This is a genomic window from Clostridium sp. Marseille-P299, assembly GCF_900078195.1.
In the GTDB taxonomy this organism is placed as follows: Bacteria; Bacillota; Clostridia; order Lachnospirales; family Lachnospiraceae; genus Lachnoclostridium.
This window is the reverse complement of the sequence record NZ_FJVE01000007.1, coordinates 1,663,929-1,688,539: the sequence shown is the minus strand read 5'-3', so window position 1 is coordinate 1,688,539 and position 24,611 is coordinate 1,663,929. Positions and strand designations below refer to the sequence as shown.

Genomic DNA, 24,611 nt, shown 5'->3' with positions numbered 1-24,611 from the left:
ACCCTGTCCTATTCATCATTTTTTTGTAATTGCTCTTTTAACTCTGTTATAATAAGTACTTCTTCTAAATGCTCAAAATCAACAGCTGGTCTTAAATAAGCTACTTTTGACATATTGCTAGAATCCACTTCAATGTTACTTATATAACCAATTAGAATACCGGGTAAGTACTTGTCACTAATATTCGAAGTTACCACCTCATAATTGTCTTCTACTTCGGCATTCATACTTATAGATTCTACTCGAATATACCCCTCATCTAGAAGTTCCAAATCACCTTTAACATCACAATTATCAGACGTTTTTAAAAACATACCACTAACATAACTAGCATCATCGATAATTGAACGTACTTTTGCATAGTTTTTGCCAACTTCGGTAATGATTCCAACTAAACCATTACCAGCCATAACATTCATATCTACCGTAAGACCATCATCTGTTCCTTTGTCAATGGTAAATACACTATAAAAACTATTTGTATCTTTGCTAATTACTCTAGCAGCAACCTTTTTATAATCGGAATACTTTTGATCTAATTCGTATAAAGCTCTCAAGCTATCTAATTCATACTTTTCTTGAACTAGAATGTTATTTTGCATCTTTAAGTCAGCATTTTGCTTTTCTAATTCAGCATTCTTTTCTAGAAGCTCATTCATGCTTTTTAGCTTATCTAATTGTCTCGAAATAGAAGTACCAACGGAATTTATGCCTTTTTGCATTGGGCTTATTACATATCCAATCCCTGTTTTAACTGGGCTCATTACACTGCTAAAACGAAAAGAAACAATTATTAAAGCTAAACAAACAACAGTACATGCCTTAAGGACAGTACGTGGCTGAACCGAAAACTTCGGTGTTCTTCTTCTCATTTCGTCTCATCAACCTCCATAATAGGTTTGTTTTAAACTTGTTGCAAGTGAATGTAGTTTAGGATTATCAATAATTTTACCTAAACCGTTTACTACCGTATTTGCAGGGTCATGACAAATATTGATCTTTAAATCAGTTTCATGAGACATCAATTGATCTAAACCACGGATATTGGCAGAACCACCTGTAACATATATTCCAGAATCAATTATATCAGAAGAAATTTCTGGTGGTGTTCTCTCAAGAATAATACGAACAGCATCAATGATGGAATAAAGATGTTCAGAGATAGTTTCATATACGAAGTTAGAATTTATTTCTTTCTCCATAGGTAATCCGGATACAACATCACGTCCAAAGACTTTAATTGTTCTTTCCTCACCAGGGAGTGCTGAAGCAAGCTCTTTTTTAATTGTTTCTGCTGTCTTATGTCCAATCACTAGATTAAATTGTTTCTTAACATTTAAAATGATAGATTCGTCTAAACGATTACCACCAACTGGAACTAATTTACTAAGAACAATACCCCCTAAGGATATAATTGATACCTCAGTAGTATCCGCTCCTATATTAACAACCATCACACCTCTTGCATTTGTTACATCAAGACCAGCGCCAAGAGCATCTGCTATTGGTTTGTCAACAATATTAATTTTTTTACCTTTTGCATTTGAACTAGCAACTAGATCAAAAAAAGCTCTTTTTTCTACTTCTGTAATGTCTGTAGGTGTCGCAACAAAAAACTCTGCGCCAAGTAACTTTCCATGTTCTTTACTAATATCTGAAAATGCTCGATTTAATAAAGAAAGCATATTCGCTATATTGGCTATCACACCATTTCTTACAGGATAATCCACCACAATATTGGAAGGCGCCTTACCATACATCTCAGCGGCCTCATCTCCGATTGCTATAACTTTCGTTTTATCTGCAATTGCAATTATGTTTTTAGCATCAAAAATGACTCCTGAATTTTTCTTATATATTTTAAGCGTACTCGTCCCAAAATCAATGCCAAATAACTTTCCTGCCATAGTAAGTCTCCCTTCTAGTATACCTTTTAAAAATTTACATTAATTTTAATGTTTTAAATAAAACCCAATTCTTTTAAGCTTATATATTTATTATCGCCAATGATAATATGATCCATAAGTTTAATACCCACTAAATTTCCAGCTTCTACAATTCTTCTTGTTATTAGCTGATCTTCTTTGCTTGGAGTTGGATCTCCACTTGGGTGATTGTGAATTAGTATTATATGAACAGCTTCATGTGCTAAGGCAGCGACAAATACCTCTCTTGGGGAAAGAATCGATGTGTTAATCGTCCCTATGGAGAGAATTTGTTCTCCTAACATTTTGCTTTTAGTATCAAATAGTAGTATACGGCATTGTTCTTTTTTTAAATGTCGCATTTCTTCCATATAGTATTTTGCAACTGTCTTAGGATCTGTCATTCGAATCCCAGCTTCACTTTCTAGTTTTACCATTCGTTTAGAAATTTCGGCAAGGCATAACAATTGTAGTGCCTTTACTTTTCCAATTCCTGAAATTTTCATTAATTCATGCATTGTAACATGATGTAATCCATTCAGACTCTGACTCGATTTAAAACTTTGTAATACCCTAGTTGCTAATTCAACAGAGTGTTCATTCTTAGAACCAGAACGGATGATAACCGCAAGTAATTCAGCATCGGACAACGCACTAACACCGTATTTTTCACCTTTTTCATAAGGTTGCTCTGATACGGGAAGCTCCTTCATAATACTTTTTTTCATCTCCATGACTTCTCCATTCTCTCTCTCCAAGAAATCAATAGAAAAATCATCTTCCTATTATAGCTTTCGATAAACAAAAAATGAAATAATGATACCCAAAATACTCGCAATTGTGATTCTAATAGATAATCCAAATTGGATTACAACTACACCAAGATTTAATTGTATTGCACCGGATCCATTATTGCTACCTAGTGCAAATTCTTGTCCAAAATTTAGCCAAGAAAGCCATGGCACGCCTTTTGCTAAATATCCCAAAAAGCCTCCTATAACAACACCTGCTAACATTAATAGTAGTAATACCCATGCATTCTTGTTTGTTGTTCTCGCCATATGCTGACTACCTTCCCTCCATTTAGACCTACTAAATCAAATTTAATGTTAACACATTTATTCCTATTTGTACAGAAGAAATAAGTCTGGGGCTATTGCAAAATAAGTCTTTATTTGCAATAGCCCCTCGTTTAACATTATAATTGTACTAAACCTTCTTCGTATAACTTTTGTAGCGACATAAGTATACCAAATTTTGCATGATACCAAGTTAAACCACCTTGGAAATACACTGCATAAGGAGGCTTTATTGGCGCATCTGCTGACAATTCTATAGAGGAACCCTGAACAAAAGCCCCTGCTGCCATAATAACATCAGATGTATATCCAGGCATCGCCCATGGTTCAGGAGTTACATAACTATCCACTGGTGCTGCTGCTTGAATTCCTTTACAAAAAGCAATTACGGCTTCTGGAGATTTAAGAGTTACCGCTTGGATAATATCGTGACGAGACTCTGTTCCATTTGGTACTACTGGGTATCCTAGTTTTTCATAAACATTTGCTGCAAATATAGCACCTTTTAATGCACCTGCTACTACGGTAGGTGCTAAGAAAAATCCTTGATATAGTAATCCATTGATACCAAGGGTAGCCCCTACTTCTTTTCCTAGACCTGGAGCTGTTAATCGATAAGCTGCATTATCTACATATTCTTCTTTACCTACAATGTAACCACCAGTAGGCGCTAACCCACCACCTGGGTTTTTAATTAAGGATCCTACACATAAATCAGCGCCAACATCGCTTGGCTCAATGGTTTCAACAAATTCACCATAACAATTATCCACCATGCAAATCACATCTGGCTTAATTGATTTTACAAAGCTGATTAACTCACCAATTTGTTTCACGGAAAGTGTTGGTCTCGTTTGATATCCTTTGGAACGTTGAATGGTTACTAATTTTGTTCTTTCATTGATTGCTTTTTTAATATTATCGTAATCAAATGAACCATCTGGTAATAAGTCTACTTGAGAATATGTTATCCCATATTCTTTTAAGGAACCTTTTGATTCTGTAATTCCAATTACACCTTCTAGGGTATCATAAGGTTTTCCAACTGGAGATAAAATTTCATCGCCCGGTCTTAAATTTCCAGAAAGAGCGATGGTTAATGCATGTGTTCCACTTACTAACTGTGGTCTTACAAGCGCAGATTCCGCATGAAATGCCTTTGCATATACTTCTTCTAAAGTATCTCTTCCTAAATCATTATATCCATAACCAGTGGATGCAGCAAAGTGCGCATCGCTTACTCTACAATCTTGTAGCGCTTTTAAAACTTTTAATTGATTAAACTCTGCTACTTGATCGATAGCTTCAAAACGTTCTTTTAAAGAAACTTCTATTTCTTTACAATAATCAAGTACTTTTTGATCTATATGAAGTTCTTTGTACATATTTTCTGTCGTATTCATTTTACACCTATCTTTTCTGCCATGAAAGAATACGCATAAAAGCGTGTGGCAGACCTTCCTCTAATAACTTTAAAATCCTTACTTATTATATACAACTCTTTCTCTCTTTGCAAATGTTTAACATAAACTCAAGGATTTTTTCTTCATTTTGACTAAACTCTTGCTTATTCACCCAAGTGACGTCTCTTTCTCTCTTAAACCAAGTAAGCTGACGTTTCGCAAAATGTCTCGTATCTCGTTTTAGGATATAAATTGCTTCCTCTAACGTACATTCCCCGTCAAGGTAAGCAAGTATTTCCTTATATCCTAACCCTTGCATACTAACTAAATCTCTGGTATATCTCATTTCCTTTAAATGTTTTACCTCATCTAGTAAACCACTCTCAACCATAATATCTACACGCTTATCAATATTCTTATAAAGTATCTCCCTGTCGTTATTTAACACAAAATATGTGAAATTATATGGAGATTCATTGTTACGTTGTTCCTCGTTATGTGCGGAGATTGGTGTTCCAGTCTGCTTGTAGTATTCTAAGGCACGTATTACTCTTTTTATATTATTTTCATGAATTGTTTCATAAGAAATTGGGTCAACTTCTTTTAACATTTCATGTAGGTAAGTTGCTCCTTTTTCCATTGCAAGCTGCTCTAACTCAGTACGATATGTTGTATCTTTCTCATTATCAGCAAAATTAATATCATATAGTACGGATTGAATATAAAATCCTGTTCCACCTACAATGATAGGTAATTTCCCACGCTTATAGATATCCTCCATGTATTGTTTTGCTAAAGTTTGAAATTTAACAACATTAAACTCCTCTTTCGGATCTATCTCATCAATTAAGTAATGGGTCACGCCATCCATTTCTTCTTTACTTATTTTCGCTGTTCCAACATCCATATAGCGATATACTTGCATTGAATCTGCTGAAATGATTTCTCCATTTAATGCTTTTGCAAGTTCAATGGAGAGTTTTGTTTTACCAACAGCTGTTGGACCAGTTAAAACAACGAGCGGTTTTTTCTCTTTTTCCCATGCCTGATTTGTTTCTTCCAATGCTTACACCTCAATTTATATAATACGTTTAAATTTCTTTTCTAGCTCATATTTTGTCATGGAAATAATGATCGGTCTACCATGAGGGCAATGAAACGGATTATCAAGTGTTAATAACTGTTCAATTAAAGCCTCTGCTTCCATGACGGACATCGTATGATTCCCCTTAACTGCAGCTTTACAAGACATAGACGCAATTTTTTCTAAAATAATATCTGGAGTTCCAGTTGGTGCTTCCTCCACTAAGTCATCTATAAACTCAATTAAAAGTCTTTCACCTGCAATACCGTACATATCCGCTGGCAGAGCACTAACGCTATATTCTTTTCCACCAAAATGTTCTATTTCAAATCCAAGACGTTTTAAACTTGCCTCGTGTTCTTTAATTACCGCTTCTTCTTTTAGATTTAAAGTTAACACAATCGGTGGACTTATAATCTGAGATAAGTATTCTTTATCAGCAATTCGTTTTAGTGTTGCTTCATACAGAATTTTTTCATGAGCTGCATGTTGATCGATAATGTAAAGTTGCTGATCAAATTCTACTAACCAATAAGTTGAAAATAATTGTCCAATAATACGATGTTTCTTTATTGATTCTTTTGATAAAAATACCCCTTCAAGTTCAGTTTGAACGGCTTTTCCTTCATAGATAGCTTCAGTCAGTTGATTAAATTTACTATCTGAAGGTGAATTCACATCATTATTATTAGTGTTTATATTCTCATTAGACGCTGAATTTAAATCACTATTGTTCTCTCTAGATTCAATAGTTATCTTATTTTCTAATTCCTTATTTTCTAATTCCTTATTTTCTAATCCCTTACTATCTAGTTCACTATTATTACTTATGCTAGTATCATTAACTTTGGAGTCAGCATTCCCTACGTTAGTCTCATTATTTTTGCTATCATCAATTTTATTATTATCTTTAATATCATAGGAATCCGTACTTTCAGATACAAGCTCTTCTTTCTTTTGTTTTATTGCTTCATATCCTTGGTTCACTGCATTATAAAGATTCATAATTTCTGTGTCCTTGATAAATTCCTTGACGTTCTCATCAACATTTGTTGCAGTTTCTTTCATCGGTACATTGATATCTTTTATACTTTTAGAAAACAAATGAGATGCGTTCATTTCTTTAATAGCTTCTTCACGTTTTCTTTCTGCTTTATTACGAAGTTCCTCTCGGCCTTTTTGCTGAGTCATCTGAAGTTGCTGTAATCGATTCTTTTCAAAAGGCTCTGGTACATTCTCATAAATTTTCTTTTCCGGTTTTTCTTCCTCAACTAAACTAACGTCAGGAATCATATTTCTACCGGATAAAGCCATGGAAATTGCTTGATATGTTAGCTTATATACAAGCTCTGTATTGGTAAATCGAATTTCCATCTTTGTTGGATGTACGTTCACATCAATTAATTCTGGATCTACTGTAAAATGAATGGCCGTAAACGGATATTTATGTTGCATAGAATATGGTTTATAAGCTTCTTCAATTGCTTTTGTGATTACAGCACTTTTTATATATCTGCCATTAATAAAATAATTCTCATAGTTACGATTACCTCTTGATATAATTGGCTTACCAACATAACCTTCTAAAGTAATCTGTTCATTTTGATTTACCACAGGAACTAATTGCGCTGCAACATCTCTGCCATATACATGATAAATAATATCTTTTAAATTATGATTTCCTGACGTATGTAATACAGTCTTGTTATTGTTAATAAACTTAAAAGATATATTTGGGTGAGATATTGAAAGTCTTTCCAATAAGTCACTAATATAACCTGCCTCCGTCGTTGGGGATTTTAAAAACTTTCTTCTCGCAGGTGTATTATAAAATAAGTTTCGAATTAGAAAAGTTGTTCCATCTGGGCAACCAATCTCAGAAAGTTCCTTTTCTTCGCCACCTTCGATAACATAACGAACGCCAGTGAAAGAAGTTCTTGTTTTTGTGATTAATTCCACTTGTGCAACCGCAGCAATACTCGATAATGCTTCACCACGGAATCCCAAACTTCCGATTGTTAGTAAATCTTCTACTGAACGTATCTTACTTGTTGAATGGCGTAAAAACGCAAGAGGTATATCTTCTTTATCGATTCCAGCACCATTGTCTGTAATACGAATAAAGGAGATACCACCCTCTTTAATCTCAGCTGTAATTGCATTTGCACCAGCATCAATTGCATTTTCTATTAACTCTTTTACAACAGAAGCAGGTCTTTCTACAACCTCTCCTGCTGCTATTTGATTAATTGTACTCTGATCTAAGACTGCAATTTTTGACATATGCTACCTCTCTATTCTTCTAACAGCCCTAAAGTGTCTTTCCATGTTAATACACGAAATACTGCCTTATCTATGGTCTCTTCTTTGATGACTCCATTTTTAACAGCTTCTATGACAGCAGGTATTTGTGTTTTATAATCCGTTGCTATTAGTAGGTCATTACCTGCATTCACTGCCGTTACCGCAGCTGCCATTCCATCCGTAAAGCTAGTAATCGCATCCATACTTAAGTCATCTGTCATAATAACGCCATCAAACTTAAGCTCTTGTCTTAAAATATTATGAACTTCTTTCGATAAAGAAGCTGGCATTTTTTCATCCATACTTTTTACGATATTATGTGAAACTAAAATACTATTTGCTCCAGCCTTTATTCCAGCCTCAAATGGTAGAAAATCTTTGGTCTCAAAGGTTTCATAGCTACGATTATCGTAAGCGATTCCTGTATGTGTATCCTCATTATTTCCATATCCAGGGAAATGTTTTAAAACAGATCCTAGTTTTTTCTTATTCATTATACATACAACTGAGGATACATACTCTGATGTTGCATCCACAGATACACCAAACGCACGATCATACATATAATCATCAACATCAAAAGATAAATCACAAACAGGCGCTAAATTTACATTGATACCTAAGCCTTTTAATAATTCAGCTTTCTCATACGCATCTTCAATAATAAGTTTTAAACCACCTTTTGCATATAAAGCTCTGGGTGATAGAAATGGGGTGTCTCGAAATTCTTTAAATTTGCTTACGCGAACTACCGTACCACCTTCTTCATCCACACCAATTAACATAGGAATTTTTGATGCTTCTTGATAGGCTTTAATATTATTCATAAGATCTTCTTTTGTTTTATTTTCAAAATTATTAGCAAATAAGATAAATCCGCCAAGATTATAATTTGAAACATCTTCTACTGCTGTAGATTCATCACAACGTACAAAAAATAATTGACCAACTTTTTCTTCTAGAGTCATAGTATCAATAAGTTCTTGAATTTGACTATTTACTACAGAAGTAGACTCATTGCTTCCATCTGTCGTATTCATATCCTCGTTTGTGTTTTTATCTTTTCCTGAGTTTTCTGATGCATCTGAGTTTTCTTCTGAATTACTTGAACTACCATTCCCCTGATTTACATCAGTTTGATTTTCATTTAAATTCCCTTTTTGGGGATGGTTAAGTTGATTTGCTTTACCAAACTCTAACAAACCACCCACACAAAATAGAAATACTAACAGCAATAAAAATAAAGGGATAAAACTATTTTTAAGTTTGTTTAGTTTCATATAACACCTCGTTTAAAATGTTTCCTTAATCTTTAACTGTATTTGATAAAGTTTATTTAAAGCATCAATTGGAGAAAGTCTAGCAATATCAATATCTCTAATTTCATTTACAACATCTTCATAATCATTTGATCCAAATAAGGACAATTGCATCATATCTAGTTCAGAAGTTTTCTTCTTATTTGAATTATTTTTTTCACTTATTGAAGCTAAACTACCTTCATCCTTTGAAGAAAGCTTCTTTGAAGATAATTTTTCCGAAACTACATCATCATTTGAAAAAGATTGAGAATCTCTAGTAACAGCAACTTCTAGATTTCTTGCTTTTTCTGCGATGTCTTTTTCGCTTAGTTCTTCTACAATTTCCTTTGCTCGGTTTAGAACACTCTCTGGTACTCCAGCTAACTTCGCTACTTGAATACCGTAACTCTTATCAGCGCCACCTTTTACTATTTTACGTAAGAATACAATATCATCACCTTGCTCTTTAACCGCAATGCAATAATTATTAACCGCTTCAATTTTACCTTCTAGTTCGGTTAATTCATGATAATGTGTGGCAAATAAAGTTTTAGCACCAAGCAATTTCTTATTACTTATATGCTCTACTACTGCCCAAGCAATACTTAGACCATCAAAGGTTGATGTTCCTCTACCAATCTCATCTAAGATTAGCAAGCTATTTCTAGTAGCATTTCTTAAAATGTTTGCAACCTCAGTCATTTCAACCATAAAAGTACTCTGGCCGGATGCAAGATCATCGGAAGCTCCAACTCTAGTAAAAATACGATCTACAATTCCTATATCAGCGCTTGTTGCTGGCACGAAGGAACCAATCTGTGCCATTAATACGATAAGAGCTGTTTGTCTCATATAGGTAGATTTACCAGCCATGTTTGGTCCTGTAATAATTGAGATACGATTCGAATCATTATCAAGATAAGTGTCATTTGCAACAAACATATCATTTGTAATCATTTGCTCAACTACAGGATGTCTACCCTCAACAATTTGAATTGTCCCATTTGTATTAATACTTGGTCGTACAAAATTATTACGTTCCGCTACAAAAGCCAAAGATGCCATTGCATCAATTTTAGCAATTGCTTTTGCAGTTTTTTGAATTCTTAGTACTTCATTTGCAATTCGATCTCTTACCTCTGAAAACAATTCGTATTCAAGTGCAAATAAACGATCTTCTGCATTTAAAATTTTATCTTCTAATTCTTTTAACTCTGGAGTTGTGTATCTTTCTGCATTGGCTAATGTTTGCTTACGAATCCAATGTTCTGGTACTAAGTTTGCATAAGAATTTGTTACTTCTAAATAATAACCAAATACACGGTTAAATTTAATCTTTAAGTTCTTAATTCCCGTTTTCTCTCTCTCGGTTGTTTCAAGATTTGCAAGCCACACTTTACCGTCTGTTTTTGCATGCCTTAAGGAATCCACTTCTTCGTTGTATCCTTCTCTGATAATACCACCTTCTTTAACCCCAATTGGTGGTTCTTTTTCGATTGCACTATCAATAAGATCATGTAAATCCTTTAACGGATCAAGCTCTTGAAAAACTTCCTTAAAAATAGGGGTCTCAAAGTTTTCTATTAATACTTTAATATGTGGAAGCATCGCAAGTGAAGATAAAAAGGCAATTAAATCACGAGGATTCGCACTTTTATAACTTATTTTACCCATAAGACGTTCTAGGTCATAGATAGAATTTAAATATTCTCTGATTTCTTCTCTTGTGATGACATTGTCGTTAAATTCAGTGATTGCATCTAAACGCTCATTAATTTGTTTTTCATCAATCAATGGCTGTTCCACATAGCTACGTAAGAGTCTAGCCCCCATAGCAGTTTTTGTTTTATCTAAAACCCAAAGAAGAGAACCTCTCTTTTGCTTCTCACGCATCGTTTCTACAAGTTCTAGATTTCTTCTACTTGAGCTATCGATTAACATATACTTACTAGTGATATATGGAACAATATGTGTAAGATGAGTTAAACTATTTTTTTGTGTCTCATATAAATATTGAAGCACTGCACCAGCTGCATTAACGCCAATGGTATGGTCTTTTAGGCCAAGTCCATCTAAGCTACCAACGTGGAAATGCTCTTTTAATACTTTCTCACACATTTCTGTATCATAATACCAATCTTCAACCGAGTTAACAGATATGTTATATCGTAATCGTAACTCATCAATATCTACACCACTAATATGAAAAGCGGAATTACAGATAATTTCAGATGGCATAAATTTATAAACTTCATCTAATAATTTTCGTTTACTATCCACTTCAGTTACATAGTAATCACCTGTTGTAATATCTACCGTTGAAATACCACAAATATCTTCTCCCCAGATAATACTCATAAGATAATTATTTCTAGTCTCATCTAAGGTCTGAGTATTTAAATTCGTACCAGGAGTTACAATACGTATTACTTCTCTTTTTACAATCCCTTTTGCTTGTTTTGGATCTTCTACTTGTTCACAAATTGCTACTTTATAGCCACGGTTTACAAGTTTCGTAAGATACCCATCCACTGCGTGATACGGGATACCACACATTGGTGCTCGTTCTTCAAGACCGCAATTCTTACCAGTTAAAGTAATTTCAAGTTCTTTTGAAGCCGTGATTGCATCTTCAAAGAACATTTCATAAAAATCTCCTAAACGATAAAATAAAATACAGTCTTTATATTGCCCTTTTGTCTCCATGTATTGCTGCATCATTGGAGTTAATTGCGCCATTATTGTACTTCCTTTCTACTTGCCACTCTTTTATCTATTCTACCACAACATCATCTAAAAGATTGGTTCCATCTGCCGCTGTTGTTGCTAAAACATCACATCTTTCATTTTGTGGATGTCCATTATGTCCTTTAACCCAACAAAAATTAACTTGATGTGGCTCTTTTGCTTTCATCATTCTTTTCCACAAATCAACGTTTTTTACAGGCTCGTTTTTCCCGCGTTTCCAGCCTTTTTTAATCCAACCATCAATCCAGTGTTCATTAAAGGCCTTCACAAGATATTGTGAATCCGAATAAAGTGTAACCTCACATGGTTTTGTAAGTGCCTCTAAACCAACTATGGCAGCCATTAATTCCATACGGTTATTGGTTGTTTTTTTATAACCAGCAGAAAACTCGCGAATATGTTCTTTACCCGTAGAATCAACATAGGAAAGAATTGTACCATATCCACCAGGCCCATCTGGATTTCCTCTTGCAGCACCATCTGTATATATTGTAACTTTCATTTATAACCTCCATGTGTCAACTTATATTAATTCGTTATAAGGGCATCTAACTGTTTTGTATTATTATCTACCTATCATGTTCTTAGTCTAATTGCTAAATAGCCCTATAACAGCACAATAAATCTTTTTTAAAAATACATAGGTTGAAATACTTCTATTTCAACCTATCATGACTTATTTTATAATATCCCATTCTCCTACTTCTAAGAAATGATTTGCAGAATTCGTTGCTTCTGTAATAATATCTTCAGAATATCCAATGATAGAAAGTAATTTAATCGCATTTTTAGAAATAGCTCGTCCATCATGTAAAATATAATCAAATAAGATATTATTATCAACAATTTGTTCTTGGAAATGATAATTGGAATAATAATTTTCTAGTATATGTGTTAATTCAATATCATGAGTAGCTGCAAAACAAATTGCATTGCTCATAGCTAAACTTTGTAGAATTCTTGAAGAAGCAGCGATACGCTCTAATGTATTCGTACCACGTAACACTTCATCTACAAAACATAAGGTTGGAATTTCATCTTTTGACATATCAACGATACGCTTTAATGATTTGATTTCAACAATATAATAACTTTCATTGTTTGATAAACTATCTTGCAATGCCATAGAAGATGCTACTTTAAAATAGCTAGCCTCGTATTTTTTACTCATTGATGTAAATACAGTTTGTGATAATATAGCATTAATTGCAAGTGTTTTTATAAACGTAGATTTACCAGATGCATTGGAACCAGTAATTAATACACACTTATCCGTCTTAATTGAATTCTTAACTGGTGAATTAATCATTGGGTGGAAAATATCTTCTGCATCAATATGTGGAGCCTTAGTTTTTGATAAAATAGGAAGGCTATACTCTCCCATCAATTCACGGAAAGAAGCAACAGCAATCATACTATCTAATAAACCAATGGTTTGATAAACTATTTGTAACTCATCTTGATACTCTTCAAAGGTCTGTATCATCTTATTAAATTTAATTAAATCCATATGAAAAATCATACGTGGATATTCCACAACAAGTTCAAGCATGTCCCCTGTTGGTTTCTTAGGTGCGACAATTCTTGCTCCTCTACGAAAACTAGCAAAAATCTTCACTAATTTCTTAAGTTCCGTTGTATATGGTTTAATCTCTTCAATATTTGATTGATTTAATAATTTTACGCTATCTAGTAAACGAATGATATAAGAAACAACTTCATAATATTTCTCGATTTCCATTTTTCTTCTATAATAGCGAACAATATTATTAACCACACAACCAACGGTTAATAAAACACCTGTTAAAGGGTCAATAAAAATAAATCCAACACCAATAAATAAACTAGCTATTAATAAATAGTGAGTCATATTATTTTCTTTTGGTATATCATGTAAACGATTCATATAATCGTAAATGGATACATTTTTTACCTTACCCATAATACTAAGTATTTCTTGTATTTGAAGTCGTTTTTCTTCATTGTTAGAGAAAAACTCAATTAAGCGATTTCTTTCTTTTAATTCTTCTTCATCAAATTTTAATTGACGTAATAATGCATATAAGTATTCCTCACCAATTGCTGATGAAGTATTGTTCATTGTCATATAGATTTGATCCATATCTAGATCATTCCATGTAATATCATCAACATCAGTTTCTGCATTTTTTACTGCTTTATAGTATGCAGTAATGGATTGAAACTTCTCAAAAGTATATTCTTGTGATGGGACATCCCCCCATTGCTTTTTTAACCTAGCAACTAATTTCCTTTTGTTTTTAACTTTGTCGTTTTCTACTTTAATTATAAGTAATAATACTATTGCAATTGCTCCTAATACAATTCCGTACATTTGTCATTTTCCCTTCCTTGTCATTCATTCCATTGCTTACTCTATTATAAAAATATAAAATCTTTATGTCAACTAAAGAAACTATGAATTAAATTAAGAAACCTCATAGACCTATTCAAGTTATGTCAAATCATTAATACTTTTATTACCTGTTATGATTTGGGTGTCAAAAGCCCTTTTATAACATTACACCGGTAATTTGAAGAAAGCAAAAGAACGAATGCGCCTATGGAAATGCATTAGATGTTCTTTCTTTCATAATTTGTGGTATATCAAAAGACAGATTGTTTGAGCGAAGCGAGTTATCTGTTTTTTGATATGTTTATCACAAATTATGAAAGAATTAGAACATCTTATGCATTGCAATCGAAGCATGAGTCTTTTGCTTTGTTCAAATTGCCATTTCCGTAAAGTAGACAGGGCTTTTGCCATTCAAACATAATCATTTAAAAAGAGCTAGTGCGAAACAGAAAATTGTTGCGCACTAGCTCTTATAATTTATTTATTAATCAAGATAATTTCTGATGGCAATTATTTTTCTATAATCGATGTTGGAAATCTTACATCCAGTGGTATGGCCACTTTCATGAACTACTTTTCCATTGCCTATATACAACGCCACATGATCTACATTACCTCTAGAGTTTCCATAAAACACCATGTCGCCCGGTTTAATATTACTACGAGAAACGGATTTTCCTGAAACAGCCAAATCTCTTGAAGCTCTTGGGAAAGACTTTGTAGAAACACCGCACTCTCTATATACTGCTAACACAAAACCTGAACAATCTGCACCAGTTACTAAACTATTACCACCCCATACATATTTAAGACCAATGTGTTTTTTTGCTTCTTGTGCAATTCTTGTTCTTAAAGATGAAATAGAGGAATCAATCGGATCAATCTTAGTAGCTGATTTCCAAGCATAGTCTACTGTAACAAATTCTCTACTTACATAACCTTCTAAGTTATCAATCTTAACCTTAACCCATAAGGCAGCTTTTGGATCATCTTTTGTTAATAAATCCATGCTATGATCATCTGTAACTTCAAGTTCCTCACCACGGCTAACTTCTGCTATGATATTATTATCCGTTAATGTAGACGCTTCGCTTCTTACATTCACAGAACCAGCAACGACTTTCGCTGTTAATTTAGCAAGGTCTTTCGCCTTTTGAACTCCCGCTTGACCTGTAAATAGATATTCTGTGGAAATATATCCTGTAACATTACCAGACGAAACTTTTGCCCAACCATCTGAGATATCTAAAACGATACAGCTCGCATCCTTTGGAAGAATTCCTATAATATTCGCTGATTTACTTGCTTTTTCTCTTATATTAACATAATCTTTTACGTTTGCAATTGCTATATTCTCTGGTATAACAAGTTGTTTTGCTAAAAGCATAGACACTTCAGAGCTATCTACATTACTAGTCTCATCTACATACTGACCTATATGGTAAGACATTCCACCTAATGGATTCTCTTCTGTAACTGTCTCCGCACTTGCTATTATTGATTGCCCACCCATAAATAAAATCGTAGCGGCAGCCATTATGGAAAGCTTGATACATTTCTTATTCACGTTGTACCTCCAAAATAGTTATGAGTTAAGACTTAAGTCACAGAAGTTGTTACAAAAGTATTAACTTTGTTACAACGATTATACCAATATTTAGAATTTTTGTCAATAAGATGTCAAAAATATTTCAAACCTTTGAACAAAATGCCACAATTGCTTGTCAATTATTCCAAATATATTAAATATCATTAATAAGGATTTGAGTATATGGTCATTAAAAACAAGATGCCACAGCTCAGAATATAAATAAATTCAGTGCTGTAGTATCTTACTTTATATCAGTTTATCTCCTCTATAAGACACAAAATATTACTTAATTTACTGTTAACACTATTCTAAAATTTTGATTTTCTTCAGGACTGAAATTTTCAAAGCTTATTGTTTTAACGGTTATAACAATTCGCTGCTATAAATAAAAAAAACAAGCCTATATCCGCTTGAAAAAGCTTGGGTATAGACTTGCTTACTAAGATAAGCTAAATTATTATGCAGATCAATCCACCACGACTGTCATTGATGATTTTTTGCATCGTTTCTTGTAGTTTCATTTGGCTTTCTTCTGATACTCTATTAATCTTAGTAGAAATGCCCTCTTCAACTAACTGACGCATAGTTTTACCAAAGATGTTCGTTTCCCATATTCCTTCTTTACCATTTTCTTGTTGCTCTTTCATATAACGGATTAAATCTCTAGCCTGATCTTCACTACCAACAATTGGAGCTATTTCAGTCTCGATATTTGCTTGGATCATATGGACAGAAGGAGCATTGGCACGTATTTTTACACCAAACTTATTACCATGACGAATAATTTCAGGCTCTTCCACTTGAATTTCATCCTGCATAGGTGATACTACACCATATCCTTTATATTTTACTTGTTCACAGGCACTGCTAACCTTTTCATATTCTTGTTTCTTAGCTGCAAGCTCTCTAATAACACTTAAGAACTCGTATTCGCCACAGATTGGCTTTCCAACAATTTCACTAATGATTTCATAATAAAATTTGTCATCAATATCAATATTCATACGTACGGTACCATCTTCCATCTTCATCCTATCAATTTTTATGCCATTGATATTCGGACTATCAACTGCACAATTCGCATTTGTTACATCTCTCATAACATGTAGTCTTGATAACACGCCCTTAACAGCACTAATGATTTCGCTCTTTAAATAGTGATCTCTTGGAAGCATTTCAACCCATTTTGGTAAGAAGAATCCAATTTCTGTTACAGGAAAAACTGCTAGTACATTTATTAAAATTCGTGTAATATCTTCCTTTTTTAATTGCTCGCAGTTTACTGGAAGTACTGTTTCATTATATTTGCTACTAAGTTCCTCAGCAAAAATTCTAGTTTCCTCTGAAAAAGGCCTATTTGTATTTAATAGTATTACAAATGGCTTACCAATTCTTTTTAGTTCTTCTATTGTTCTTTCTTCTGGTGCCACGTAATTACTTCTTGGGATATCACCAAAACTTCCATCTGTCGTAACAACAATACCAATGGTGGAATGATCATTTATTACTTTTTTAGTTCCAAGCTCCGCTGCTTGAGTAAAAGGAATCTCATAATCAAACCACGGGGTTTTTACTAATCTCTCTTGTTCATTTTCAATATGACCAATGGCACCATCTACCATATATCCGACACAATCTATCATTCGAATAGATAAATTTGTATCGTCTGATACTTGAATGTTAACTGCTTCCTTTGGTATAAATTTTGGCTCTGTTGTCATAACAGTTTTACCAGAAGCACTTTGTGGTAGTTCATCAATGGCTCTTTCTTTACTATGTACATCTTCAATGTTAGGAATAACTAATAAATCCATGAAGCGCTTGATAAATGTGGATTTTCCGGTTCGTACCGGTCCAACAACACCGATATAAATTTCTCCGTTTGTACGCGCTTTAATGTCTTTATATACATTATAATTGTCCAAATGAAATCCCTCCTAATATTCACTAATACAATGTATGCTAGGAGGGATTATGCTATTCCAATTATTTATATTATATTTTCTAGTAAAATGTTCTACCTACAGACCGATAAAATCTTAAAACTGTCTACTATAATTAAGTAATAGCATATCAAAAAACTTTTCTACAACCATCCGATTAATATTGTAAATTATACTTTTCTGCCTGCATTTGAAACATTTGCGCATACTTTCCATTTAAACTTATTAACTCATCGTGGCTACCTTCTTCAATGATACTACCCTTTTCAAGCATGTATATACGATCCACCATCCTTGCGCTAGATAATCGATGTGATATTATAATAACGTTTTTGTTCTCTGTTGCTTTTAACATTGTTTGATTAAAATTATATTCACTAATTGGATCAAAGGCGCTTGAAGGTTCATCTAAAATGACAATCGGTGTATCTTTAAGAAATATTCTTGCAATCGCTATTTTTTGAGCCTCACCACCTGAAAAATTAATTCCTTGTTCGTTAAACCCTTTAGTAACAGGAGTATCTAGTCCCTGATCTAAGGAATTTAATCGTTTCTTAAAACCGCTTTGATCTAGTGCATGTTCAATTGCATTATAATCCTCTTTCATAACCTTATCCATTTTCACATTCTCGGATAAAGAAGCAGCATATAATTTATAATCTTGAAATACACTTCCGTATAAATCTCTATAATCGTTTAATATAAAGTCTTTGATATCCTTACCATTAACATCAATTCTACCAGCACTCACATCATATAATCTCATAATTAATTTAATTAATGTGGTCTTACCTGCACCATTATAACCAACAATAGCTATCTTCTCCCCTGCTTTTATATGAAGACTAATATTTTTTAAAGTAGGTTCATCATTCCCATATGCAAATGAAACATTATGCATCGATAAAGACTCAAATTCATTGGTTTTTATAGAGTACTTCCCGTCTTTAACGTTTCTTTCAAACGCTAAAAAAGTTCGAATCTTCTCTATATATAAACTATGTTTTTGAAATTGAGGGATTAAGAGTGCAAATGATCGTAAGCTGTTCTTTAAATTTGAAGATGCATTAAACAAAGGAACAACACTACCATAACTTAGAACCTTTTTCACAACTGTTAAATAAACTAGATATCCTAAATAAAAAACCTCTAAACAAAGTGAGTTCCCTACAATTTCGCCCAGACTTCAAAAAAACGCTTGCTTGCCACCATATTTTTTTATAATTGGTGAAAATTTTTGATTTGTTTCTTTAAAGTCTTCTTGTAATTGCGTCCCAATCGGAGTAAGTCGTAGTTCTTTAGCATAGTCATTTAAATAAAAAACTCGACTAAAATAGTTTCGCTTTCTCTTTAAAGGCTTTAATTCATTTTCCATTTCAAACTCTATTTTCCCTAATTTAGAATTTGAAAACATAGTAATACCAAGTGAAATTAATACGATAAGAATTCCTAACTTATCTAATGCTATAATAAAAACTCCATTTATGATAATTCTTGTGATAAAACTAAAAAACTTTCCAATATCTACAATCAACTCATCAATTCGTTTGTCTGCTTCACTAATGCTCCATACAAAATCATTATAGCATTCCGGATTATCATATCTTTCTAAATCCAGCTCAACTGCCTTTTTATATAATTCATTTCTCATTTCTTTATGTAATTTTTCTTTTGCATTTGGTTCAATTTTAAAGGAATTAATTGCTGCCCAAAATAATTTAATTACGATTACGATACTAATAATTGTTAGATAAATTACTGCATCCTTAAATTCACCATTGTATTGAATTAAATCTACTAGGAATTTTATACAAAACGTAAACTCAAAAAATACTTCGACGGATGCGAACACCTCATACAAACATAAATTAACAATATAAAGTGGAGTGTATTTAAACGCATATTTTAACATAAAAACTATATTAGAAATCATTCGTCGAAAATTTACTTTCATAAATTCACTCCTTCCTGATAACTCTCGGCTTGCCTTTTAAACATGTCCGCATACACACCATTCTTTGTCATTAATTCTTTATGATTTCCTTGCTCAATGATTTGCCCCGCATCAAATAAATAAATTGTATCCGCAAGTACCGTTGACGATAAACGATGAGATATAAAGATAATCGTCTTATCTTTGCATACCTCCATTATGCTCTCATATAAGCGATATTCTGCAATCGGATCAAGTGCGCTTGTTGGTTCATCAAAAATAGCTACATTGCTATTTGATACAAATGCTCTAGCCACTGCAATCTTTTGCTTTTCTCCACCTGATAAAACTGCACCAGTACTATCAAATTCTTTTGTTAGTACAGTATCCATACCCTTTTGTAATGTCATTACCTTTTCATAAATTCCAACTTGTATTAAGGCCTTCTTCACCAAGTCATAATCTTGTTGATTTTGAGGTCTCCGTAACAAAACATTTTCCGCTACACTCATAGCAAATACCTGATAATCTTGAAATGCTGTTGTGAACACTTGTCGATATTTTTTTAGATTGTATTCCTTAATATCGACGTTATTATATAGAATCTTTCCATTCGTTACATCATATAAACGCATTAATAGTTTAATAAATGTAGTCTTACCTGCGCCATTAACACCAACGATTGCAATTTTTTCACCTGTATGAATCTTAAAATTAATATTCTTTAATACTTTCTCTTTCGACCCACGGTACCGAAAACAAACATCCTGAAAACATAGTTCTGCCTTTGATGTCTCTGGAATCACCCCATCTTGATCTTCTGATAATTTAGGTTGATAGTTTAAAAAGCTTCTTAAATTATCAATAAACAGTGCATTTTCAAGGCTTAATACGATATTGTTTGATAAACCAATCAATATCCAAGAGGCACTAACCATAGCACTACTTAAGACAATAAAGGAACTTAGATCCATTGACTTTACAACCATAGTCTTATAAACACTGTAAAATAATACACCTTGAAATATCACAAGAAATGAAAACACATTTTTTACTACCGCAAGTTGAATAAAAGAATTTGCAAATTTATCATTGATTTTTACTACTTCTTTATAACCATGTTCATAAATACCTTCCAAGACACGAAAGATATTTGACATTCGTATTTCTTTTGCATATTCTTCTAAATATAATGTTCGATTCACATAGTCCATCTCTCTTTGATATGGTATGCTACTTTTCGATTTTTGAAAGATACGTTTATTTAGCCATTTACCAAAAACAAAATTTCCGATGAATGGTGATATCACAAACAATGAAACAAAATGATCTACTTCATACATCATAAGTAGGACTACAATTGCTGCAATAATACCGAAAATAATATCAGCTATGGTCTCTAGAGAACTAACAATTCTAACCTCTGCATCTTTCATCGCTAAAGTATATTTGTTATAAAATGCAACATCTTCATAACACTCTAGTTCTACTTCCCTTGCTTTATCAAATAGTTTTTTATTTATCTGCTCATAAATAACAACGTCCGTTTGATTACGATAAATTCCTTTGTACCATTGACCAAAGATATTTAAAATTCCAAAGATCAATGCACTAATAACAATAAACGAGATAATCTGACTATAACTTTTACCACTCTCGATATATTGAAAAGTAGTTCGGATAAAAAACACACCATAAAAAACCCACGATGCATAATGAATTGCTTTCATAATAATATCTGCTATTACTCTCCCGGGACATATCCCCCATAAAAAGGATATAATATACCAGTTGTTTGCCATACTATTTACTCGCTTCACGTTCTCCATGATTAAGAATCTCCTTAATAGGTGAATTTTTATGTAAAAATATGTATCTTATCTATTAAAGTATAATTGCAATATGATATCAACTTATTTTCATATATAAACTATGCGGTTTAAACCTTTATACTTAGTTTTCCTAAAATAAAAAAGCCCTTAAGATAAAGATATTAAAGGCTCACACATTAAGTTTATTTAATAAACAAATTTAATATTTAGAATCCGGTATATAAACCGGCTTTTTTAAGTGTACATATATTCTATTAATGCTTAATGTTAACAACGGCACAAAAATTACATATGCACTTACCCAAAACCAAGTAGCTGTTTGCGGTTTTGCATTCCCTTCTTTTCCTTTATAATAATAAATATTAACTGAATCTTTTCCAGTTTTTATCGGAAGGCCGCTAAAATCGACGTAATATATCTGATCGTCCTCTGCAAGAAAAGATACGCTTATCATATTTTTAGAATACGGTAATGTTAACTGTTCCCCATTATGTACTAGCAAACCTTCTTTTACATTTAGAACTAATACGAACAAAGTTATAAAACCAAATATAATCGTTAAAATGAACCATAGTATCGTTTTATGCCTCTGTTCTTCATCCTCAACATCATACATAAAAAATACCTCCTTCTAGTGAATTGATACATTTACTATTGTTAAGTACTTCTTTTATACTTGTCTCAGTATTGTCAATATTATACAACATTCAACAAAATATTTTAATTAAAATCACATAATATACTAGTATTTTTATGTATTGATTCATTTTTAACTATTAAGCTAATTTCTATGATAGATGAAAGGGAATACAGCATCAATTCATGTAATGCAGAAAAATACTTGCAATGGAGTAATATACTTGTAACACAGAAAAATACTTGTAATGTATAACTTAATTCTCTCTTTGCCTATGTAAAAAAAATAATAAAATACAAAGTGCCAATGGAAACAAAATTGCAAGCATTAATCCTGATTTTAAACCGATTTCAGATGGACCTAAGTTATGAAAAATTCGGTGAAAAATTGTAGCATCTTTCGTAGAAACACGTGAAGATATTAGCCCAACAAGACTCGGCCCGCTCACACAACCAATATCTCCTGCAAGAGCTAGATAAGCAAACATTGCTGTTCCACCATTTTTAAAATATTTTGCTGTTAAGCTAAATACTCCAGGCCACATTAATCCCACAGATAAGCCTGTAAGTGCGCAGCCAATCAATGATAAAACTGGACTTTTTGAAAAAACAGTTACCATATAACTAGTTATACATAAGCCACCGCTTATTAATAAGGCATGTTTTAAATTTATTTTTGTCCCTTTTATCCCATAGAAAACTCTTGAAATCCCCATTAAAATTGCAAATGCACACGGACCTAATAAATCCCCCATAGTTTTTGAAACGTGAAGTCCTTTTTCAGCAAACATCGATGCCCATTGGGACATAGCAAGTTCAGAAGCACCTGCACAAACCATCAATAATATAAATACCCAAAATATACGTGCTTTCATTAACTTTTTCATTGGTATCACATCTTCCTCTTCCACCAGTTTACAAAGAGGAACTTTAGAAAATAAAAATGCATTCATCATAGGAATAATAGACCAAATTGCAGGTAAATAAAACCAATGCTTTGTACCTATTACTACAAAAAATAAAGTGGATAACAAAACAACTGATACTTGTCCCCAACAATAAAAAGAATGCAATAAGCTCATACTAGCTTCCTTTTCATCTCCAGGGAGTGATTCAATAATTGGACTAATTAAAACTTCAATTAATCCACCTCCGATTGCATTCAGTACTGTAGCCAAAACTAATCCTAAGTATGGACTAGGTAATATGTTCGGCAATACCCCCATAGATATTAATCCAACAAAACTAAAGGCATGAGCTAGTACTGCACCAGTACGATAACCAATACGATCAATATATCTTGCCGCTAGAATATCTGTAAGTATTTGTGTTCCGAAATTTATGACAATTAATAAACTAATATTGGCAAGGGATATTTGAAACTCTTCCTGAAATGTTACAAATAGTAACGGAGCTAAATTATTAACAATTGCTTGTGTAATATAACCGATATAACTTGCATATTTCGTATGTTTGTAATTCATCTGAATCTCCAATAATTTTCATGTTTTTAATTTCTACGTTAATATAGTACAAAGCTTTCATGCTATTATTTCCCTAAAAACTAAAAAAAGCTGTTGTAAAATAGAGTTCCACATGCATTATTTCTTGTGTCTTTAAAATGATATAAAGAAAACATAGAAAAACACATATAAAACAAATCTATTTTTCAACAGCTTTAATTAAATGTAAATAAGCGAATGCTCTTTACATCTTTTCACCTTCAGCAACAATTGCCTTAATACGATTCATTACCATAGTAAGGGCAACTGTATTTTCACCGCCTCTTGGAATAATAATATCTGCGTACTTTTTGCTTGGTTCAACAAATTGTTCATGCATTGGTTTTACAGTATTAATATATTGTGAAATTACAGAATCTAGGCTTCGATCACGTTCTTTAACGTCACGTAATATTCTACGAACTAAACGCTCATCTGCATCTGTATCAACAAATATTTTAATATCCATTAAATCTCGCAATGCCTTATTTTCAAATATTAAGAATCCTTCTACAACAATTACCTTAGTTGCTCTAACAGGTACTGTTTCCTTCGCACGGTTATGGTTAGAATAGGAATAGACTGGCCTTTCAATCGGAATTCCTTGCTTTAATTTTTTGATATCTTCTATAAAACGTTCTGTATCAAAAGCATTGGGATGATCATAGTTGATTTTTGCCCGCTCTTCAAATGGCATATCGTCATGTGCTAAATAATAACTATCATGACAAAGCAATTCTACATCGTTTGCAAATTCTTCTTTTAATCTTGTTGCTACCGTTGTCTTCCCAGAAGCTGAACCTCCTGCAACTCCAATGACTATGGCCTTTTGCATTCTTTTATTCCTCCAAATCTAATGCCTAACTAGTTAACTAATATCATGCTCCTAAAAGAACATGATCAAAAAGCACCTCTGTGCTTTTGCAGGGTGAAATATTTTATATTGAAATTTCTTT

General features: G+C 32.8%; 19 protein-coding genes. All 19 read right to left on the bottom strand.

Annotated elements, in window-relative coordinates; all coding sequences use genetic code 11:
- Positions 1–8: 8 nt before the first annotated feature.
- The 19 genes from mreC to udk all read right to left on the bottom strand — a co-directional run bounded on the left by mreC (position 9) and on the right by udk (position 24,490).
- Positions 9–872: a rod shape-determining protein MreC gene (gene mreC, locus BN4220_RS15265; protein ID WP_066718272.1), complete on the bottom strand. Its 864-nt coding sequence runs from the start codon at positions 870–872 to the stop codon at positions 9–11.
- Between the two features lie 9 nt (positions 873–881).
- Complete coding sequence (locus BN4220_RS15260) at positions 882–1,907, bottom strand: rod shape-determining protein (protein WP_066718269.1); 1,026 nt, start codon at positions 1,905–1,907, stop codon at positions 882–884.
- Between the two features lie 53 nt (positions 1,908–1,960).
- Positions 1,961–2,659: a RadC family protein gene (gene radC / locus BN4220_RS15255; protein ID WP_066718266.1), complete on the bottom strand. Its 699-nt coding sequence runs from the start codon at positions 2,657–2,659 to the stop codon at positions 1,961–1,963.
- A gap of 51 nt (positions 2,660–2,710) precedes the next feature.
- Complete coding sequence (locus BN4220_RS15250; RefSeq protein ID WP_066718263.1) at positions 2,711–2,986, bottom strand: DUF4321 domain-containing protein; 276 nt, start codon at positions 2,984–2,986, stop codon at positions 2,711–2,713.
- A 137-nt stretch (positions 2,987–3,123) separates the two neighbouring features.
- Positions 3,124–4,407 (bottom strand): methionine gamma-lyase family protein, encoded by a 1,284-nt coding sequence (locus BN4220_RS15245; RefSeq protein WP_066718260.1) that lies wholly within the window; start codon positions 4,405–4,407, stop codon positions 3,124–3,126.
- A gap of 85 nt (positions 4,408–4,492) precedes the next feature.
- The gene (gene miaA, locus BN4220_RS15240) at positions 4,493–5,470 is read right to left on the bottom strand and encodes a tRNA (adenosine(37)-N6)-dimethylallyltransferase MiaA (RefSeq protein ID WP_066718257.1); all 978 of its coding nucleotides are present in this window, start codon (positions 5,468–5,470) and stop codon (positions 4,493–4,495) included.
- Between the two features lie 15 nt (positions 5,471–5,485).
- A complete protein-coding gene (gene mutL / locus BN4220_RS15235) occupies positions 5,486–7,774 on the bottom strand; it encodes a DNA mismatch repair endonuclease MutL (RefSeq protein ID WP_066718255.1) in 2,289 nt (762 codons plus the stop codon).
- A gap of 11 nt (positions 7,775–7,785) precedes the next feature.
- On the bottom strand, positions 7,786–9,075 hold the full coding sequence (locus BN4220_RS15230) for a glycoside hydrolase family 3 protein (protein WP_066718252.1): 1,290 nt from the start codon (positions 9,073–9,075) through the stop codon (positions 7,786–7,788).
- Between the two features lie 12 nt (positions 9,076–9,087).
- Positions 9,088–11,835 carry a DNA mismatch repair protein MutS gene (gene mutS, locus BN4220_RS15225; protein WP_066718249.1) on the bottom strand — a complete coding sequence of 916 codons (2,748 nt, stop codon included), beginning with the start codon at positions 11,833–11,835 and terminating at the stop codon, positions 9,088–9,090.
- A 34-nt stretch (positions 11,836–11,869) separates the two neighbouring features.
- Positions 11,870–12,346, bottom strand: coding sequence for a ribonuclease HI (rnhA, locus tag BN4220_RS15220; protein WP_066718246.1), 477 nt, complete (start codon positions 12,344–12,346; stop codon positions 11,870–11,872).
- 174 nt (positions 12,347–12,520) lie between these two features.
- Positions 12,521–14,197, bottom strand: a complete 1,677-nt coding sequence (locus BN4220_RS15215; RefSeq protein ID WP_066718243.1) for a MutS-related protein — start codon at positions 14,195–14,197, stop codon at positions 12,521–12,523.
- A 505-nt stretch (positions 14,198–14,702) separates the two neighbouring features.
- Positions 14,703–15,785 carry a C40 family peptidase gene (locus tag BN4220_RS15210; RefSeq protein WP_066718240.1) on the bottom strand — a complete coding sequence of 361 codons (1,083 nt, stop codon included), beginning with the start codon at positions 15,783–15,785 and terminating at the stop codon, positions 14,703–14,705.
- Between the two features lie 473 nt (positions 15,786–16,258).
- Positions 16,259–17,734, bottom strand: a complete 1,476-nt coding sequence (gene spoIVA / locus BN4220_RS15205; protein WP_066718236.1) for a stage IV sporulation protein A — start codon at positions 17,732–17,734, stop codon at positions 16,259–16,261.
- A 175-nt stretch (positions 17,735–17,909) separates the two neighbouring features.
- The gene (locus BN4220_RS15200) at positions 17,910–18,653 is read right to left on the bottom strand and encodes an ABC transporter ATP-binding protein (RefSeq protein WP_148401751.1); all 744 of its coding nucleotides are present in this window, start codon (positions 18,651–18,653) and stop codon (positions 17,910–17,912) included.
- Positions 18,654–18,938: 285 nt separating this feature from the next.
- Entirely contained in the window at positions 18,939–19,706 is a 768-nt protein-coding gene (locus tag BN4220_RS15195; RefSeq protein WP_066718220.1) for a hypothetical protein, read from the bottom strand.
- Entirely contained in the window at positions 19,703–21,514 is a 1,812-nt protein-coding gene (locus tag BN4220_RS15190; protein WP_066718217.1) for an ABC transporter ATP-binding protein, read from the bottom strand. Before BN4220_RS15190 ends, BN4220_RS15195 begins: the two co-directional genes overlap by 4 nt.
- Positions 21,515–21,716: 202 nt before the next feature.
- Positions 21,717–22,133, bottom strand: coding sequence for a hypothetical protein (locus BN4220_RS15185; protein ID WP_066718214.1), 417 nt, complete (start codon positions 22,131–22,133; stop codon positions 21,717–21,719).
- Positions 22,134–22,410: 277 nt separating this feature from the next.
- The gene (locus tag BN4220_RS15180) at positions 22,411–23,637 is read right to left on the bottom strand and encodes an MFS transporter (protein ID WP_066718211.1); all 1,227 of its coding nucleotides are present in this window, start codon (positions 23,635–23,637) and stop codon (positions 22,411–22,413) included.
- Positions 23,638–23,860: 223 nt separating this feature from the next.
- Entirely contained in the window at positions 23,861–24,490 is a 630-nt protein-coding gene (gene udk / locus BN4220_RS15175; protein WP_066718196.1) for a uridine kinase, read from the bottom strand.
- Positions 24,491–24,611: the final 121 nt, after the last annotated feature.

Coding starts and splice junctions, on each gene's coding strand:
- BN4220_RS15245 (WP_066718260.1), bottom strand. CDS start 4,407: ATGAATACGACAGAAAATATGTACAAAGAACTTCATATAGATCAAAAA.
- BN4220_RS15230 (WP_066718252.1), bottom strand. CDS start 9,075: ATGAAACTAAACAAACTTAAAAATAGTTTTATCCCTTTATTTTTATTG.
- BN4220_RS15195 (WP_066718220.1), bottom strand. CDS start 19,706: ATGAAAGTAAATTTTCGACGAATGATTTCTAATATAGTTTTTATGTTA.
- BN4220_RS15190 (WP_066718217.1), bottom strand. CDS start 21,514: ATGGAGAACGTGAAGCGAGTAAATAGTATGGCAAACAACTGGTATATT.
- BN4220_RS15180 (WP_066718211.1), bottom strand. CDS start 23,637: ATGAATTACAAACATACGAAATATGCAAGTTATATCGGTTATATTACA.
- udk (WP_066718196.1), bottom strand. CDS start 24,490: ATGCAAAAGGCCATAGTCATTGGAGTTGCAGGAGGTTCAGCTTCTGGG.
- BN4220_RS15200 (WP_148401751.1), bottom strand. CDS start 18,653: ATGCATAATGTTTCATTTGCATATGGGAATGATGAACCTACTTTAAAA.
- BN4220_RS15215 (WP_066718243.1), bottom strand. CDS start 14,197: ATGTACGGAATTGTATTAGGAGCAATTGCAATAGTATTATTACTTATA.
- BN4220_RS15250 (WP_066718263.1), bottom strand. CDS start 2,986: ATGGCGAGAACAACAAACAAGAATGCATGGGTATTACTACTATTAATG.
- mutS (WP_066718249.1), bottom strand. CDS start 11,835: ATGGCGCAATTAACTCCAATGATGCAGCAATACATGGAGACAAAAGGG.
- mreC (WP_066718272.1), bottom strand. CDS start 872: ATGAGAAGAAGAACACCGAAGTTTTCGGTTCAGCCACGTACTGTCCTT.
- BN4220_RS15185 (WP_066718214.1), bottom strand. CDS start 22,133: ATGTATGATGTTGAGGATGAAGAACAGAGGCATAAAACGATACTATGG.
- radC (WP_066718266.1), bottom strand. CDS start 2,659: ATGGAGATGAAAAAAAGTATTATGAAGGAGCTTCCCGTATCAGAGCAA.
- mutL (WP_066718255.1), bottom strand. CDS start 7,774: ATGTCAAAAATTGCAGTCTTAGATCAGAGTACAATTAATCAAATAGCA.
- BN4220_RS15260 (WP_066718269.1), bottom strand. CDS start 1,907: ATGGCAGGAAAGTTATTTGGCATTGATTTTGGGACGAGTACGCTTAAA.
- rnhA (WP_066718246.1), bottom strand. CDS start 12,346: ATGAAAGTTACAATATATACAGATGGTGCTGCAAGAGGAAATCCAGAT.